Raw genomic sequence first — 12,889 nt, forward strand, 5'->3', positions numbered from 1 at the left:
GGCGAGCCGGCGGGGAAAAAGAGGGTTCATGCGCAGAACCGCTCAGAAAACCGCCAGGCGCTTCCCGCGACGACGTTCTCTCACCGCCATCACCGCGCTCGCGGGGATCATGGCGTCGATGATCTCGATGGGTGGGGCCGCCGCGGCATCGACAACACCGAAGGATCATCCACGCGGCGGCGACGTTCGGGGCACCGCCGGGCACGGCGACAAGCCGCGCGTCATCCTCATGGCCGATCCGGAACTGGACGACCAAAACACGCTCGTCCGCTATCTGCTGTACAGCAACGAGTTCAACACCAAGGGCCTGGTGTACTCCAGCAGCGGTGTGCACTGGGCCGGTGACGGAAAGGGCACCACCTGGTTCGTGCCGGGGCGCGAGTACACCCGGTTTGGTCTGAACCTTTGTCCGTGCACGTCATGGCGGTGGAAACCGGGCGAGCGCTTCATCGATGACGCGGTCGGAATCTACGCGAAGGCCTATCCCAACCTGCGGGCGCACGCTCAGGGATACCCGGCCCCGCAGGAGCTGCGGTCCAAGATCTTCACCGGCAACATCGAGTTCGACGGCGACATCTCCAAGGACAGCCCGGGATCCGAGCTGATCAAGCGGACGCTGCTGGACGATCAGCCCGGCCCCGTCCACCTGCTCACCGGCGCGGGCCAGAGCACGATCGCCCGGGCATTGAAGTCGATCAAGGATGAGTACCAGAACACGCCACAGTGGGAGTCGATTTACCGGAAGGTGTCACAGAAGGCGGTCATCCACTCCTTCGGGGATCAGGACGACACCTATGCCAAGTACATCAAGCCCAATTGGCCCGATGTGAGATTCCGCCAGATGTCCACCAACGTCTGGGGTTACGGGGCCCGTGGTGCGGTGCTCCCCCAGGACACCAAGTACCTGTCCGCCGAGTGGACGAAGGCCAACGTGTCCGGTGTCGGCCCGTTCGGCAAGTTCTATCGGGTCTGGGGCGACGGGGAGCAGATGGTGCCCGGTGACATCTTCGACTACTTCGGCTTCTCCGGCCTGACCACCGAACAACTCAGGGCAATGGGCTACGTGGTCTGGACGGCTCCCCAGGAAAAGGGCTCGTGGATCTCCGAGGGCGACACCTCGATCTTCATGAACCTGCTCGACAACGGTCTGCGCGGTGACACCGATCCAAGCTACGGCGGCTGGGGCGGACGCAACGGACCCGACACCGACCCGAGCGGCCAGTCGTCCACGGACTATGCCGCAAGCCGCTGGTTCGGTGCCGCCCAGCTGGACTTCGCCGCCAGGCTCAAGTGGACGGTCACTCCGAAGTACTCCAAGGCGAACCACGAACCGGCCGTCGAGGTGACCGGGCCGCTGAACCGGACCGTCGCGCGCGGTCAGTCAGTCGTCCTCAACGGACTCACCCGTGACCCGGACGGCGACCGGTTGACCAGCACATGGTGGGAATACGGCGATGCGGACACCTACCCGGGCACCGTTGCGCTCACCCAGACCTCACAGGCGCGCCGCCACATCGCGAAACTCCAGGTGCCTCAGGACGCGGTGCCCGGCCAGACGATTCACCTGATCCTGCAGACAACGGACAACGGCTCGCCGGCGCTCACGTCGTACCAACGTGTGGTGCTCACCGTGAAGAGCTGAAACCGGCGGCCCGGGCCCGGCTCAGCCGAGCCGGGTCGCCAGGCCGTCGAGGACCCGCTGCAACCCGTAGTCGAACTTCTCGTCCCGGGTCTCGCGCGGGTCCTTTGCCCGTTGGGCGGCGTACTGCTCGCGCAGCACGGGGTGGTCCCGCGCGGCGTCCTCGGCGGCGGGCCACATCCGCTCCACCCACTCCCGCTCGCTCAGGCCGCTGCGGGCGAGCGTGGTGAGCCAGGCGGCCTCGCTGCCGGCCATGCCGACGACGTACGCGGTGAGCGTGGAGACGGCGGGGTCGGCCTCGCCCGCGGGGAGGCCCGCCGACTCGAAGATGGCCAGCATGCCCGCGGCCAGCCGCATCGAGTTCGGCCCGAGCTGGGTGACCCCCGCCCCGCCGAGTACCGAGGCCATCCAGGGGTGGGCCAGGATCGCCCACCTGAGGCTGCGGGCGCAGCGGGTGGCGGCGTCCCGCCAGTGGGCCGGGTCCGTGGCCTCCGGTACCTCGATCTCGCCGTAGACCTCGTCCACGACCAGCTCGATCAGCTCGTCCTTGTTGGCCACGTGCGTGTACATCGAGGTGGCCCCGGCGTTCAGCCGGGTGCCGAGCTTCCGCATGCTCAGGGCCTCGGTTCCCTCGGCGTCGAGCAGTTCGAGGGCGGCGGACACGATCTGCTCGCGGCTCAGCGCGGGCTGTTCGCGCCTGCGCGGCCGGGGGCGGGTCCACACGGACGGGATCGGCTGCTTCTCGTCGGTCGGCATGCGGCCTCCTCTTCTTCGGCTGCTTCTTCTGCTTCTTCTGTCGCGGCTCAGGATAGCCGCTCGGGCGTACGGCGTACGGGCTTGCGAACAGTGTGCGGTCTCCGTACAGTGTTCGGAACAGCGCACGCCGTTCGGACGTGCCGTCCGTCATCGAGGGAGACGCCATGTCGAGCACCACGAGCCAGCTCACGCACTCCGCCCACCAGGCGCCCGCCTTCGACGCCACGCGCTGGCAGGCCCGGCTCGACGAGCTGCGGGCCGCCTGCCACGTGCCGGGCGCGACCCTGGCGGTGCTGACCGGTGGCGAGACGCACGAGCTGGCGAGCGGCGTGCTGCACCGGGGCACCGGCGTGGAGGCCACCACGGACTCGGTGTTCCAGCTCGGCTCGATCGCCAAGGTCTACACCGCCACGCTGGTGATGCGGCTGGCCGAATCCGGCGAACTCGACCTGGACGCCCCGGTGGTGGACGTACTGCCGGAGTTCGCCGTCGCCGACCCCGAGGCCACGAGGGCCATCACCACCCGGCGGCTACTGAGCCACACCAGCGGTCTGACCTGCGACTTCACCGAGGACACCGGGCGCGGGGACGACTGCCTGGCCCGCTATGTCGAGGCAGCGAAAGGGGTGGCGCTGGACTGCCCGCCCGGGACGGCGGTCTCCTACAGCAGCGTCGGGTACAACGTGCTGGGCCGCATCGTCGAGGTGCTCACCGGCCAGACCTGGGACGCGGCGCTCAAGGACCGGCTGCTCGCCCCGCTCGGTCTTGAGCAGACCATGACCCTCCCCGAGGAGGTGCTGCGGTTCCGCGCCGCGATGGGGCACCTGGGCGAGCCGGGCCAGGACCCGGAGCCGGCGCCCGCGTGGGACCTGATGCCGCGCTCGGCGGGCCCGTACGGCAGGGTCTGCGCCACCGCGGGCGATGTGGTGCGGCTGGCCCGGATGCACCTCGACCGCGGCGCGGCGCCGGACGGCACGCGTGTGCTCGCCCCCGAGACCGTCGCGGCCATGCAGCGGCGCGAGGTCGACGTCCCGGACAAGTGGACCGTGAGCGCCGACGGCTGGGGGCTGGGCTGGACCCTCTACGACTGGTTCGGCACCCCGGGCTACGGCCACGACGGCGCCTCGATCGGGCAGTACGCCTATCTGCGCGTGGTGCCGGAGGCGGGCGTGGCCATCGCCCTGCTGACCAACGGCGGCGGCGCGCGCCGGCTCTACGCCGATCTCCTCCGGGAGCTGCTCGGCGAGCTGGCCGGGGTGCGGATGCCGGACGCCTTCGCCCCGGCGGCCGAGCCGCCCGCGGTGGACATCACCCCGCACCTCGGCACCTATGAGCGCGAGGGCGTCGTCATCACCGTCAGCGAGCGCGCCGGCGCACCCCACCTGCGGTACGAGTTCGTCGGCGGCATGGCGGACTTCTCCCCGCCGCTGGAGATGGACCTGATCCCGCTCTCGGACACCGTCTTCGCCGCCTCCGGCGTCGGCCCCTCCTTCAGCGAGGACTGGATGCCCGTGGTGTTCTCCACCCTCTCCGATGGCACGGCCTGCTGCTACATCGGTATGCGCGCCGCGCCCAAGATCGCCTGAGCGCGACAAGGGCCCGCCCGCGACCGGAAGACGGTCGCGGGCGGGCCCGACGCGTGTCTGGGGTTGCTCCCCGGGCTTACCTCGAGAAGCCGTAGTTCAGCAGCTTCTTCGCGTCCGCCGTGCGGTTGTCGATCGTGGAGGAGGCGAGGACCGTGCCGATGACCGTCTTGTTGTTCCGGGTGGCGGCGAAGACCAGGCAGTACTTGGCCTCCGGGCCCGACCCGGTCTTGACGCCGATGGTGCCCGAGTAGGTGCCCAGCAGCGGGTTGGTGTTCGTCCACTCCATGTAGCGGTAGCCACCGTTCTTCGTGGTGACCTTCTGCTTCGTCGACTTCGTCTTCACGACCGTACGGAACGTGGAGTACTTCATCGCGCTGCTGGCGATCTTGGTCAGGTCGCGCGGCGTCGAGTAGTTCGCGCCGTGCCCTATGCCGTCGAACGAGTCGAAGTGGGTGTTCGTCAGGCCCAGGTTCTTGGCCGTCGTGTTCATCTTGCCGATGAACGACTTCACCCGCGCGGCCCGCGTGGACCCGGTGCCGAACTTGTCGGCCAGCGCGTACGCGGCGTCACAGCCGGACGGCAGCATCAGCCCGTACAGCAGCTGGCGGACGGTGACCTTGTCGCCGACGATCAGCTTGGCCGACGAGGCCCAGTTGTTGTCGACGATGTAGTCGCTGTACGCCTTCTGGACTGTGACCTTCGCGTCCAGGTTGAGGTTCGACTGGGCGAGCACCACCCGAGCCGTCATGATCTTGGTGGTGGAGCCGGTGGAGAGCCGGGTGTCCGCTGCCTTGGTGTAGAGGGACTTCCCCGTGCCGTTGTTCATCACGAACCCGCCCTTGGCGGTGATCGTGGGGGCCGCGGTCGCGGCGGCCTGCGCGGGGGCCGATGCCCCGGCGGACAGGAGGGCTCCCGCGGCGATGACGGCCACGGCGGATACGCGACGAATGCCCTTGATGCCGGTTTTCAAGTCAGATACTCCAAATGCCCCTGCGGGGCGGCGATATGAAAGTGCCGCTTACTCAAGAGACGCATGAGACAGGCGAATGGATGTGCCCCCGTGACAGTAGCCCATCCCCGGCGGCCCGGCGTGTGGTGGCCGTATCCAGGCCAGAACCTCCGACGCCGTTCACCGTCAGGCCGTCGCGGCGGGCGGCACCTCGGTCACCGAGGTCACCCACCTGTCCTTCGGGAAATTCCCGTATTCCGAGAGGGAACGTTTCGCGCGGCCAGCTCCTCCACAGGGCGACGGAGTTCCATCCCTGCCGTAGGAGGACCCATGCGGAACCGGCCTGACACCCCCGCCCCCACCCGCGCCGCCGCGCTCGTTGCCTCGGTGCTCACCGTGGACGCCGTGCTCCACCTGTACTGGACGACGGGAGCCACATGGCCCGCGGCCGACGACAGGAGCCTGTCCCAAGCGGTTCTCGGTACGGACGTGCCGTTCACACCGCCGATCCTGCTTCCTCTTGTCGGCCTGCTCCTCACCGCCGCCGCTCTCGTCCTCGCCCACTCTCGCCGCCCCCGCCACCTGCTACTCCGCGTCGGCACCCTGGCCGTGGCCGTGGGACTCTCGCTGCGCGCCCTGGCTGGGATTTACTGGCTGTTCGCCAAGGAGACCGGTACCGCCTTCTACTGGCTCAACCTCACGCCCTACACCCCACTGTGCGCCGTCCTGGCCGTCGCCGCCTTGCGCGTGGTGCGGTGGAAGGATGCGGCCCGTGCCCGATGAACGACCCGATGACCGGACGGTCCGGCTCGTGCGAGCCGCCCAGCGTGGCGACACCCTCGCCATGGCCGAACTCCTTGATCTCCTCGCCCCGTACGTGGGCCGCGTCTGCGCGCCCATCGCCCTGGACCAGGGCGCGGACGCGGCGCAGGAGACCTTGGTGGCGGTCTTCAAGTCGCTGCGCACCCTCAAGGAACCGGCCGCCCTGCACGGCTGGGTCCGTGCCATCGCCGTGCGGGAGGCGATCCGCACCGCGCACCGTGCCGCTCGCACCGTACCGGCCGATCTCACCGCGCTTCCCGCTCGCGGCGACCCCCAACTCTCCGCCGACATCCGGGACGTACTGGACCGGCTCTCCCCCGAGCACCGCGCGGTGCTGATGCTGCGTGACGTGGAGGGCCTGGACGAGCGCGCCGCCGCCGCGCTGCTCGGTGTCCGCACGGGCACCGTCAAGTCGCGGCTGCACCGGGCCCGCGACACCTTCCGGAAGGCGTGGACGTCATGAACGAGCCCTGGCCCATCACCGACCTCGACCCCGTACGCCGCCTGCACGCCCTGGCCGCCGGCATTCGCGGCGCCCACGTGACCGAGGCGCACATCGACGCCCCCTTCGAACGGGTCTGGGCCCTGCTGAGCGACCTGGAGGGCACCTTCGGGCAGGTCGTACCGGACATGGAGCGGCTTCGCGTCGTCCGCCGGCAGGGCGAGCACGTGGAGGCACTGGCGCGCAGCAGGTACGGGATGCGGGCCCGACTGCGCGGGGTGCAGCGGCCCGGCTGGTGCTGGCTGCAGAGCCGGTTCCTGCTGCTCGGCGTAGCGGCGGCGCCCGAAGGCGCGGGCACTCGGGTGGCGTTCACCGGAGGCGTGCGCCTGCCGACCCGTGCCGCCCTGATCCCCCTGGGTGTACGTCGTGAGGGCAGCCGCAGCGTTCAGCGCCTGACGGCCCTGCTGTGAGCCGGCCGGCACCGGCTTCGGGTACCCGGACGAGGCCGCCGGCCCGGACCCTGACGCCTTGATGGTGGCACCGGTGCCGTCCACAACGCCGACCATGAGCCGGCCCCTTATCCGCGCGACCCCGCTTTCAGCGGATGCTGTCGTCCGGTGTCGGGGGAGTGTCCGTGCCCTGTCTGACCAGGACGACGAGTCGCTCTGCTTGAGTGGCGTCGGTGGTGGTCAGGGCGATCCCGTTGGCCAGGGCGAGTAGTTCCGATGCGTTCAGGTCGGCACGGACAGTACCGGCGCTTTGCGCCCGGGTCAGCAGTGCGGACGCGGATGTGTGCATCGAGTGGTGCCAGCGGTCGAACAGCGCCGATCGCTGACCGGTGCGGTCATCAGTGATCGACAGCGCCAGTTCCCGCTTGGCTGCCACGTGTGCGATGAAATCCTGAAGCCAGTCGAAGAGGGCGTCGCCGGGAGGATCCTCGGCCAGTAGGGACTGGCTCCGGGCGCAGAGCTCGGCCACTTCCTCGGAGTAGACGGCGATGATCAGTTCGCGACGCGTCGGGAAGTGCCGATACATCGTGGCGTTGCCGACGCCGGCCCGGCGGGCGATGTCGTCAAGCGGGGCGTCGACGCCGTGGTCGTGGAAGACGTCCCTGGCCGCGGCCACGAGCAGGTCGTAGTTGCGCTGAGCGTCCGCGCGACGACGACGCTGGGGTTCCGAACGCGGTGCAGGTCCGGCGCTCTGCGATGGCATGACCCTCCTTGTTAATCGGGGACTTCCCCGGTTACGGTAGCCGAACACGGCAAACGGGGGGCTCCCCACTTGCTGCCTCACGTATCCCCACCAGAGGAGATGCCGCATGCCGCAGGGAGCAGAAGACACCGCGCACCCAGGACCGGGAGAGATTCACCGGCGCATCGTCGAGAGCTACGCGCAAATCCTGGAAGGCCGGCTCGAAGACGCACTGAAACTGATCGACCCTGAGGTCGTCGACCACCGGGGAGGCACCCAAGGCGATCACCGGGGACGCAAAGCCTGGCGACAGAAGTGGGAGCGGATGAGCGCGGGCAGCGCGTTCCACGACGTCTCGGTGACGATCGAGCAGAACGTCGTCTCCGGCGACACCTCCGTCAACCGATACACCAGCCGGGGCACCCACACGGACTCCGGCCGACGCTACGAGGTCCTCAGCATGGACATGGTCCGCGTCCGCAACGGCCGAATCGTCGAGCACTGGGCCCTGCGCGACGCCGACGCGATGCGCGACCAGTTGGGCCTGTGAAAGAACCTCCTGCCTCTGGCGGCCGGCTGGTGACCGCCGCGCCCAACGAGAACCTCGCCCGCCGGCAGGAGGCCTTCTTCAATCAGCCTCCGAACCTTCCGTGCGGGGCACCCGCGAGAAGCGGCAGATGTGATCCAGGGCAAGGTGTCGGCACGTATACGGCGACGTGTGGTCTTGGGACAGGACAAGCCCCCGATGTTGTGGGTTGTCGAGGTTTCCCGGACCTTTGCGCGTACTGGTGTCGTCCCTGCCAAGCGTGGGCGATTCCCCGCCACCTGACAGGCGGTCGGCGGCTGTTGTTACGTTCCACGGATGATGGAGAATCTGGAAGATCTCATCGTCCGGGCCATTGCCACCGGCGATGGTGACCTCCCCGAGCTCGATGAGCTGGCGGACACCGCTCCCGAAGACCTGGCGCCTCATCTGCCCCGGCTCCTCGCGGCGGACGTGGTGTATCCGGCCAAGCTGTACCGCGCGGCCGATGGTGACATCCAGCGCGGTCTCGTCGCGGAGGCCGACGCGGGCGGCAAGGGCGCACTGCATCTGAACCATCTGCTGATGGCCCTGGCCCAGACGCGGGGCCCGGTCGCCGAGGGTGCTTTCCGGCGCTGGCGCGACCAGCCGCCACCCGGGGCTGACAAGCTCTTTCTCGGGCCCGCCGAGTACATGCCGGAGGGCGGTTGGATGCTGGAAGGGGACCGGGTCCGGGAGCTGTGCGGGCCTGTCGCCCACCGGCTGGAGGCCGTAGAAGCCGTAGAAGCCGTAGAAGAGGAAGCGGGCGAAGAGGGAGCCGGGGCCGGTGCCCCGCACGGGCGCTGCGCGGGATGCGGTGGCGTGATGTGGACCGCGCTGGACCTGGACACGGCCGATGGGCGGGTGGCCGAGGCGCTGGCGCACGTCGGCTGGTCGGGGCGGCTGAGGTTGGTTGTCTGCTATGGATGCGCCGTAGACGCCGACACCGTGTTCATGAGCGTCGGAGCGGACGGCACCTGTCGTCTGTCGGATCCCCCCGAGCCCGGCACAAGCCTCCCGGCGACCGAGACGCCCACCGTGCGTTTGGTCCCCGGGCACCGATCGGGCCGCTACCCCGTCGGCTCGGCGATCGGCGGCCGGCCCGTATGGATGGACGACGCCGAGTACCCGGAGTGCCAGGCATGCGGGAAGCTCATCGCGTACATCGCCCAGATCGACACGCAGGACATCGATCACGCGGTCGGCTACCACACGTTCTTCCTGGACACCGAGTGCGGCCTGGCGGCGATGGTCTCGCAGTACGAATGACACTTCGGCGCGTCGGCGGCCTCGCGGATCCCCTCCAAGGCGCGTCCTGGACACTCCCGCAGTGAATAGTATCGCTACAGATAGTATCGGTGCCGATACTGTCGCGCCCGATAGTAGAGCCCGCTACACCCCCAGAACGGGAGCGCGCTCTCTGCCCCGCGCCCCCGCCCGTTCCTAGCCTCGTGAGCGGACATGGCGATCCATCCGATCACTTGGGGAGGGCGTACGAATGCGCAGGCAGCGGGGCGGTTTGGCGACGGTGGGCGCGGAGGGGCCGGGGCTGGTGGCCGACGCGCTCGCGCTGGAAGGGGTGAGCAGGGAGTACCGGCGGGGGACCGTCGCGCTGCACCCCGTCGATCTCACGGTGCCCCGGGGCCGGTTCCTGGCCGTGATGGGGCCGTCCGGGTCCGGGAAGTCGACCCTGCTCCAGTGTGCCGCCGGGCTCGACCGGCCGACGGCGGGGACGGTGCGCATCGGGGGCACGGCGCTGGCCTCGCTCAAGGAGGCCGCGCTGACGCGGCTGCGGCGGGAGCGGATCGGGTTCGTGTTCCAGGCGCACAACCTCGTGCCGTCGCTGAGCGTCGCGGAGAACGTCGCCCTGCCCCTGCTGCTCGGCGGCGCGCCGCCCGACGGGCGGGCCGCGCGGGCGCTGGCGGCGGTGGGGCTCGGGGAGCGGGGCGAGGACCGGCCCGCGGAGCTGTCCGGTGGGCAGGCCCAGCGGGTGGCGATCGCCCGCGCGCTGGTCACCGAGCCAGACATCGTCTTCGCGGACGAGCCCACGGGCGCGCTCGACCCGGCCACCGCGCAGGACGTGCTCGCGCTGCTGCGGCAGGCCGTCGACCGCGACGGCCACACGGTGGTGATGGTCACCCATGACCCGGTCGCGGCCGCCTGGGCGGATGAGGCCCTGTTTCTGGCGCGGGGGCAGGTCGTCGGGTGGCTGGAGCGGCCCGGCGCGGACGAAGTACGCCGCGTGATGCGGGACTTGGGGCGGGGCGCGGGCGAGGGCGCACAGGGCGCGGCGCGTGGGGAGGGGTGGGGAGCATGAGCGTGCCGGCAGTGACGAAGGAGGCCCGTGCGCTGGAGCGCGCCAAGACTGAACGGGGCGGGGTGCGCGTGACCAAGTTGCTGGCCTCCCGCGCCGCCCGTACCCACCGCAAGGCGTGGGCCGCGGTCTTCGCCGCGCTCGCCCTTACCTCCCTGCTGCTCGGCTCCTTCGGGCTCGCCGTCGCCTCGGCCGGGCTCGGACACGCCCGTGTGGAGCGGTACGGGGCGGCCGACCTCGTCGTCGCGGGCGACCAGGAGACCCGCTTCACCGCCAAGCCCTGGGGCAGCGACCCCCAGACCGCGCGGGCCGGGCTCACCGAGCGGGTGCGGGTGCCGGAGGGCGCGCTGGGCGTGGTGCGGAAGGTGCCCGGCGTGCGGGAGGCCGTCGCCGACGAGGTGTTCCAGGTCGGGCGCGCCGGGCAGGCCCTCACCGGCCGGCCCTGGGACGCGGCCCGGCTCGCGCCGTACGAGCTGCGGGACGGGCGCGCCCCGCGGCGGGCGGGCGAGGTCGTGGTGGGCGGCGGGGCCCGCCCCGGCGAGCGGGTCACGCTGCGCGTGGCCGGGGCCGACGCGGCGTACACCGTCGTGGGCGTCGCCGACGGCCCGCGCGCCGCGGTCTACTTCCAGGCGGCCGAGGCCCGCCGCCTGGCCGGGCACCCGGACACCCTGGACGCCATCGGGGTGATCGCCGAATCCGGCGTGGGGACCGGCGAGTTGTCCTCCCGGGTGCGGCACGCGCTGGACGCGGCGGAGATCCACAGCGCGGGGCGGCGCGCGGACGGCGACTCGGCCAAGGTGCGGGTCCTGACCGGCGACGGGCGCGGCGGCCCCGAGTTCCTGGCCGCCGCCCCGGCCCGCACGGGCATGCTGGAACTGCTCGGGTCCGTGGCCGGCACCGTCGTCCTCATCGCGCTGCTCGTCGTCTCCTCGACGGTCGTCCAGGCGCTGCGGCAACGCTCCCACGAGCTGGGGCTGTTGCGCGCGGTCGGCGCGACGCCGCGGCAGCTGCGCGGCGCGGTCGGCCGGGAAGTGGGGCGGGTCGCGGCCCGTGCGGCGCTGCTGGGCGCCGTGGCGGCGCTCCCCGCGTACGCCGGGCTGCGCGGGCTGCTGGACGCGCGCGGCGCGCTGCCGCCCGGCCTCGAACTCCCCCTCCCGCCCTGGCTGTGGCCCGCGCCCCTGGTCACCGCGGGGATCACGGTCCTGATCGCGCGCGTCGCGGCGTGGATCGCCTGCGCCCGGGCCGCGAAGCTCCGCCCGGCGGAGGCGCTGCGCGAGCCGGCCCCCGGCACGCCGCGCCGCGTCACCGGGCTGGTGCTGCTGTTCCTGGGGGCGAGCTCGGCGGGCACGGCCGTCCTCCAGTCCGGCCAGGCCGCCGCCGCGGCGGCCGGGGCGGCCGCGGTGGTCATGGTCATCGGGTGCGCCCTGCTCGGACCGTGGATCGCCACGGGCGCGATGCGTGTCCTCGGTGCCCCGCTGCGGCGCTTCGGCGGGCCCGGCGGCCGCCTCGCCGCCGCCAACTGCGCGGCCTCCGCCACCCGCCTGGGCGCGGCCCTCACCCCGATCATCCTGGTCACCGCCTTCGCCGCCGTACAGCTCTCGGGCGGCGCCACGCTCACCCACGCCGGCCAGTCCCAGGCCCGCGCGGCGATGCGCGCCGACCTCGCGGTGCGCGCGGACGGCGGACTGCCGCGCGGCACCGTGGAGCGGATCCGGGACGTGCCGGGGGTACGGGCGGCCACCGACGTCGTACGCGGCACGGTGGTGCTGGCCCGGCGCGAGGCCGGCGAACCCCAGCTCGACCGGCTGCCGGTGCTCGGCGTGACTCCGCAGCGCCTGCCGCACACCCTCGACCCGAAGCCGCAAAACGGCTCCCTGAGCGCGCTGCGGCCCGGCACCGTCGCGGTCGGCGGCGACCGAGCACGTTCGCTCGACGCGCGGCCCGGCTCCACGGTGACGCTCCGCTTCGGGGACGGCGCGGAGGCGAAGCTGCGGGTCGTGGCGACGTACGAACGCTCCCTCGCGCTGGGCGACGTCCTCCTCTCGCGCGACGAACTGCTGGCCCACACCTCGACGCCCGGCGCGGGCCGGGTCCTGGTCACCGTCGCGCCCGGCGCCGACCGCACGACGGTCGCGAAGGCCCTGGCCGCGGCGGTCCCCGGGGCCCGCGTGGAGCCGGACCCCGCGCCGATCCAGGTCGAGCCGGAGGACCAGGCGCTCGTCGAGGTGGTCACCGTGGCCGCGGTCGCCGCGATCGGGGCCTTCACGGCCATCGCCGTCCTGAGCACCCTCTCGCTCATCACGATCGGCCGCCGCCCCGAACTCCGCCTGCTGCGCCTCGCGGGCGCCGGCCGCCGCCAGCTGCGCCGGATGCTGCGGCTCGAGGCAGGAGCCACGGCGGTCACGGGCCTGGCCGTGGGCGCGGCGGTGGCGTCGGTGCCGCTGCTCGCGTTCAGCGTGGCGATGGCTCGTACGGTGCCGTATCTGCCGCCGGTCCAGGGGCTGGTGATCGTCGCCGTGGTCGCCGTGACCACGGTCGCGGGGACGCTGCCGCCGTCCTGGGCCGCGCTGCGCGGACGCTACCCGGGGACGGGCCCGGCGTAGCTGTGCGGTGAGTGGCCTGGGTTTG

Annotated in this window: 12 protein-coding genes; 9 read left to right on the plus strand and 3 right to left on the minus strand. The window is 71.7% G+C overall.

Annotated elements, in window-relative coordinates; genetic code table 11:
- Positions 1–28: 28 nt before the first annotated feature.
- Positions 29–1,642 carry a nucleoside hydrolase-like domain-containing protein gene (locus ACWY4P_RS27160; RefSeq protein WP_456202950.1) on the plus strand — a complete coding sequence of 538 codons (1,614 nt, stop codon included), beginning with the start codon at positions 29–31 and terminating at the stop codon, positions 1,640–1,642.
- 21 nt (positions 1,643–1,663) lie between these two features.
- On the opposite strand, the gene ACWY4P_RS27165 is transcribed toward ACWY4P_RS27160, so the two are convergent.
- On the minus strand, positions 1,664–2,395 hold the full coding sequence (locus tag ACWY4P_RS27165; RefSeq protein WP_456202951.1) for a TetR/AcrR family transcriptional regulator C-terminal domain-containing protein: 732 nt from the start codon (positions 2,393–2,395) through the stop codon (positions 1,664–1,666).
- Positions 2,396–2,559: 164 nt separating this feature from the next.
- Here ACWY4P_RS27165 and ACWY4P_RS27170 point away from each other — a divergent pair, with 164 nt between their 5' ends.
- Positions 2,560–3,981: a serine hydrolase domain-containing protein gene (locus tag ACWY4P_RS27170; RefSeq protein WP_456202952.1), complete on the plus strand. Its 1,422-nt coding sequence runs from the start codon at positions 2,560–2,562 to the stop codon at positions 3,979–3,981.
- 76 nt (positions 3,982–4,057) lie between these two features.
- Here the strand turns inward: ACWY4P_RS27170 and ACWY4P_RS27175 are convergent, their stop codons facing one another.
- Positions 4,058–4,951, minus strand: a complete 894-nt coding sequence (locus tag ACWY4P_RS27175) for a D-alanyl-D-alanine carboxypeptidase family protein (protein WP_456202953.1) — start codon at positions 4,949–4,951, stop codon at positions 4,058–4,060.
- A gap of 309 nt (positions 4,952–5,260) precedes the next feature.
- On the opposite strand from ACWY4P_RS27175, the gene ACWY4P_RS27180 reads away from it, so the two are divergent.
- Genes ACWY4P_RS27180 through ACWY4P_RS27190 form a run of 3 tightly spaced genes read left to right on the plus strand, consistent with a single transcriptional unit; the run spans position 5,261 to position 6,664 of the window.
- Complete coding sequence (locus ACWY4P_RS27180; RefSeq protein ID WP_456202954.1) at positions 5,261–5,713, plus strand: DUF3995 domain-containing protein; 453 nt, start codon at positions 5,261–5,263, stop codon at positions 5,711–5,713.
- Positions 5,694–6,215, plus strand: a complete 522-nt coding sequence (locus ACWY4P_RS27185) for an RNA polymerase sigma factor (RefSeq protein WP_456202955.1) — start codon at positions 5,694–5,696, stop codon at positions 6,213–6,215. Before ACWY4P_RS27180 ends, ACWY4P_RS27185 begins: the two co-directional genes overlap by 20 nt.
- Positions 6,212–6,664, plus strand: coding sequence for a hypothetical protein (locus ACWY4P_RS27190; protein WP_456202956.1), 453 nt, complete (start codon positions 6,212–6,214; stop codon positions 6,662–6,664). Before ACWY4P_RS27185 ends, ACWY4P_RS27190 begins: the two co-directional genes overlap by 4 nt.
- A gap of 127 nt (positions 6,665–6,791) precedes the next feature.
- Here the strand turns inward: ACWY4P_RS27190 and ACWY4P_RS27195 are convergent, their stop codons facing one another.
- Complete coding sequence (locus tag ACWY4P_RS27195) at positions 6,792–7,406, minus strand: TetR/AcrR family transcriptional regulator (protein WP_456202957.1); 615 nt, start codon at positions 7,404–7,406, stop codon at positions 6,792–6,794.
- A 106-nt stretch (positions 7,407–7,512) separates the two neighbouring features.
- Between ACWY4P_RS27195 and ACWY4P_RS27200 the strand changes: the two genes are divergently transcribed.
- The 4 genes from ACWY4P_RS27200 to ACWY4P_RS27215 all read left to right on the plus strand — a co-directional run bounded on the left by ACWY4P_RS27200 (position 7,513) and on the right by ACWY4P_RS27215 (position 12,864).
- Positions 7,513–7,935: an ester cyclase gene (locus ACWY4P_RS27200; protein WP_456202958.1), complete on the plus strand. Its 423-nt coding sequence runs from the start codon at positions 7,513–7,515 to the stop codon at positions 7,933–7,935.
- 312 nt (positions 7,936–8,247) lie between these two features.
- Positions 8,248–9,216: a hypothetical protein gene (locus ACWY4P_RS27205; protein ID WP_456202959.1), complete on the plus strand. Its 969-nt coding sequence runs from the start codon at positions 8,248–8,250 to the stop codon at positions 9,214–9,216.
- Positions 9,217–9,445: 229 nt separating this feature from the next.
- A complete protein-coding gene (locus ACWY4P_RS27210; RefSeq protein WP_456202960.1) occupies positions 9,446–10,264 on the plus strand; it encodes an ABC transporter ATP-binding protein in 819 nt (272 codons plus the stop codon).
- Positions 10,261–12,864, plus strand: coding sequence for an FtsX-like permease family protein (locus ACWY4P_RS27215; protein WP_456202961.1), 2,604 nt, complete (start codon positions 10,261–10,263; stop codon positions 12,862–12,864). Before ACWY4P_RS27210 ends, ACWY4P_RS27215 begins: the two co-directional genes overlap by 4 nt.
- Positions 12,865–12,889: the final 25 nt, after the last annotated feature.

This window comes from Streptomyces sp. LZ34 (assembly GCF_053890475.1).

Coding starts and splice junctions, on each gene's coding strand:
- ACWY4P_RS27170 (WP_456202952.1), top strand. CDS start 2,560: ATGTCGAGCACCACGAGCCAGCTCACGCACTCCGCCCACCAGGCGCCC.
- ACWY4P_RS27160 (WP_456202950.1), top strand. CDS start 29: ATGCGCAGAACCGCTCAGAAAACCGCCAGGCGCTTCCCGCGACGACGT.
- ACWY4P_RS27180 (WP_456202954.1), top strand. CDS start 5,261: ATGCGGAACCGGCCTGACACCCCCGCCCCCACCCGCGCCGCCGCGCTC.
- ACWY4P_RS27190 (WP_456202956.1), top strand. CDS start 6,212: ATGAACGAGCCCTGGCCCATCACCGACCTCGACCCCGTACGCCGCCTG.
- ACWY4P_RS27205 (WP_456202959.1), top strand. CDS start 8,248: ATGATGGAGAATCTGGAAGATCTCATCGTCCGGGCCATTGCCACCGGC.
- ACWY4P_RS27185 (WP_456202955.1), top strand. CDS start 5,694: ATGCGGCCCGTGCCCGATGAACGACCCGATGACCGGACGGTCCGGCTC.
- ACWY4P_RS27210 (WP_456202960.1), top strand. CDS start 9,446: ATGCGCAGGCAGCGGGGCGGTTTGGCGACGGTGGGCGCGGAGGGGCCG.
- ACWY4P_RS27165 (WP_456202951.1), bottom strand. CDS start 2,395: ATGCCGACCGACGAGAAGCAGCCGATCCCGTCCGTGTGGACCCGCCCC.
- ACWY4P_RS27200 (WP_456202958.1), top strand. CDS start 7,513: ATGCCGCAGGGAGCAGAAGACACCGCGCACCCAGGACCGGGAGAGATT.
- ACWY4P_RS27195 (WP_456202957.1), bottom strand. CDS start 7,406: ATGCCATCGCAGAGCGCCGGACCTGCACCGCGTTCGGAACCCCAGCGT.
- ACWY4P_RS27215 (WP_456202961.1), top strand. CDS start 10,261: ATGAGCGTGCCGGCAGTGACGAAGGAGGCCCGTGCGCTGGAGCGCGCC.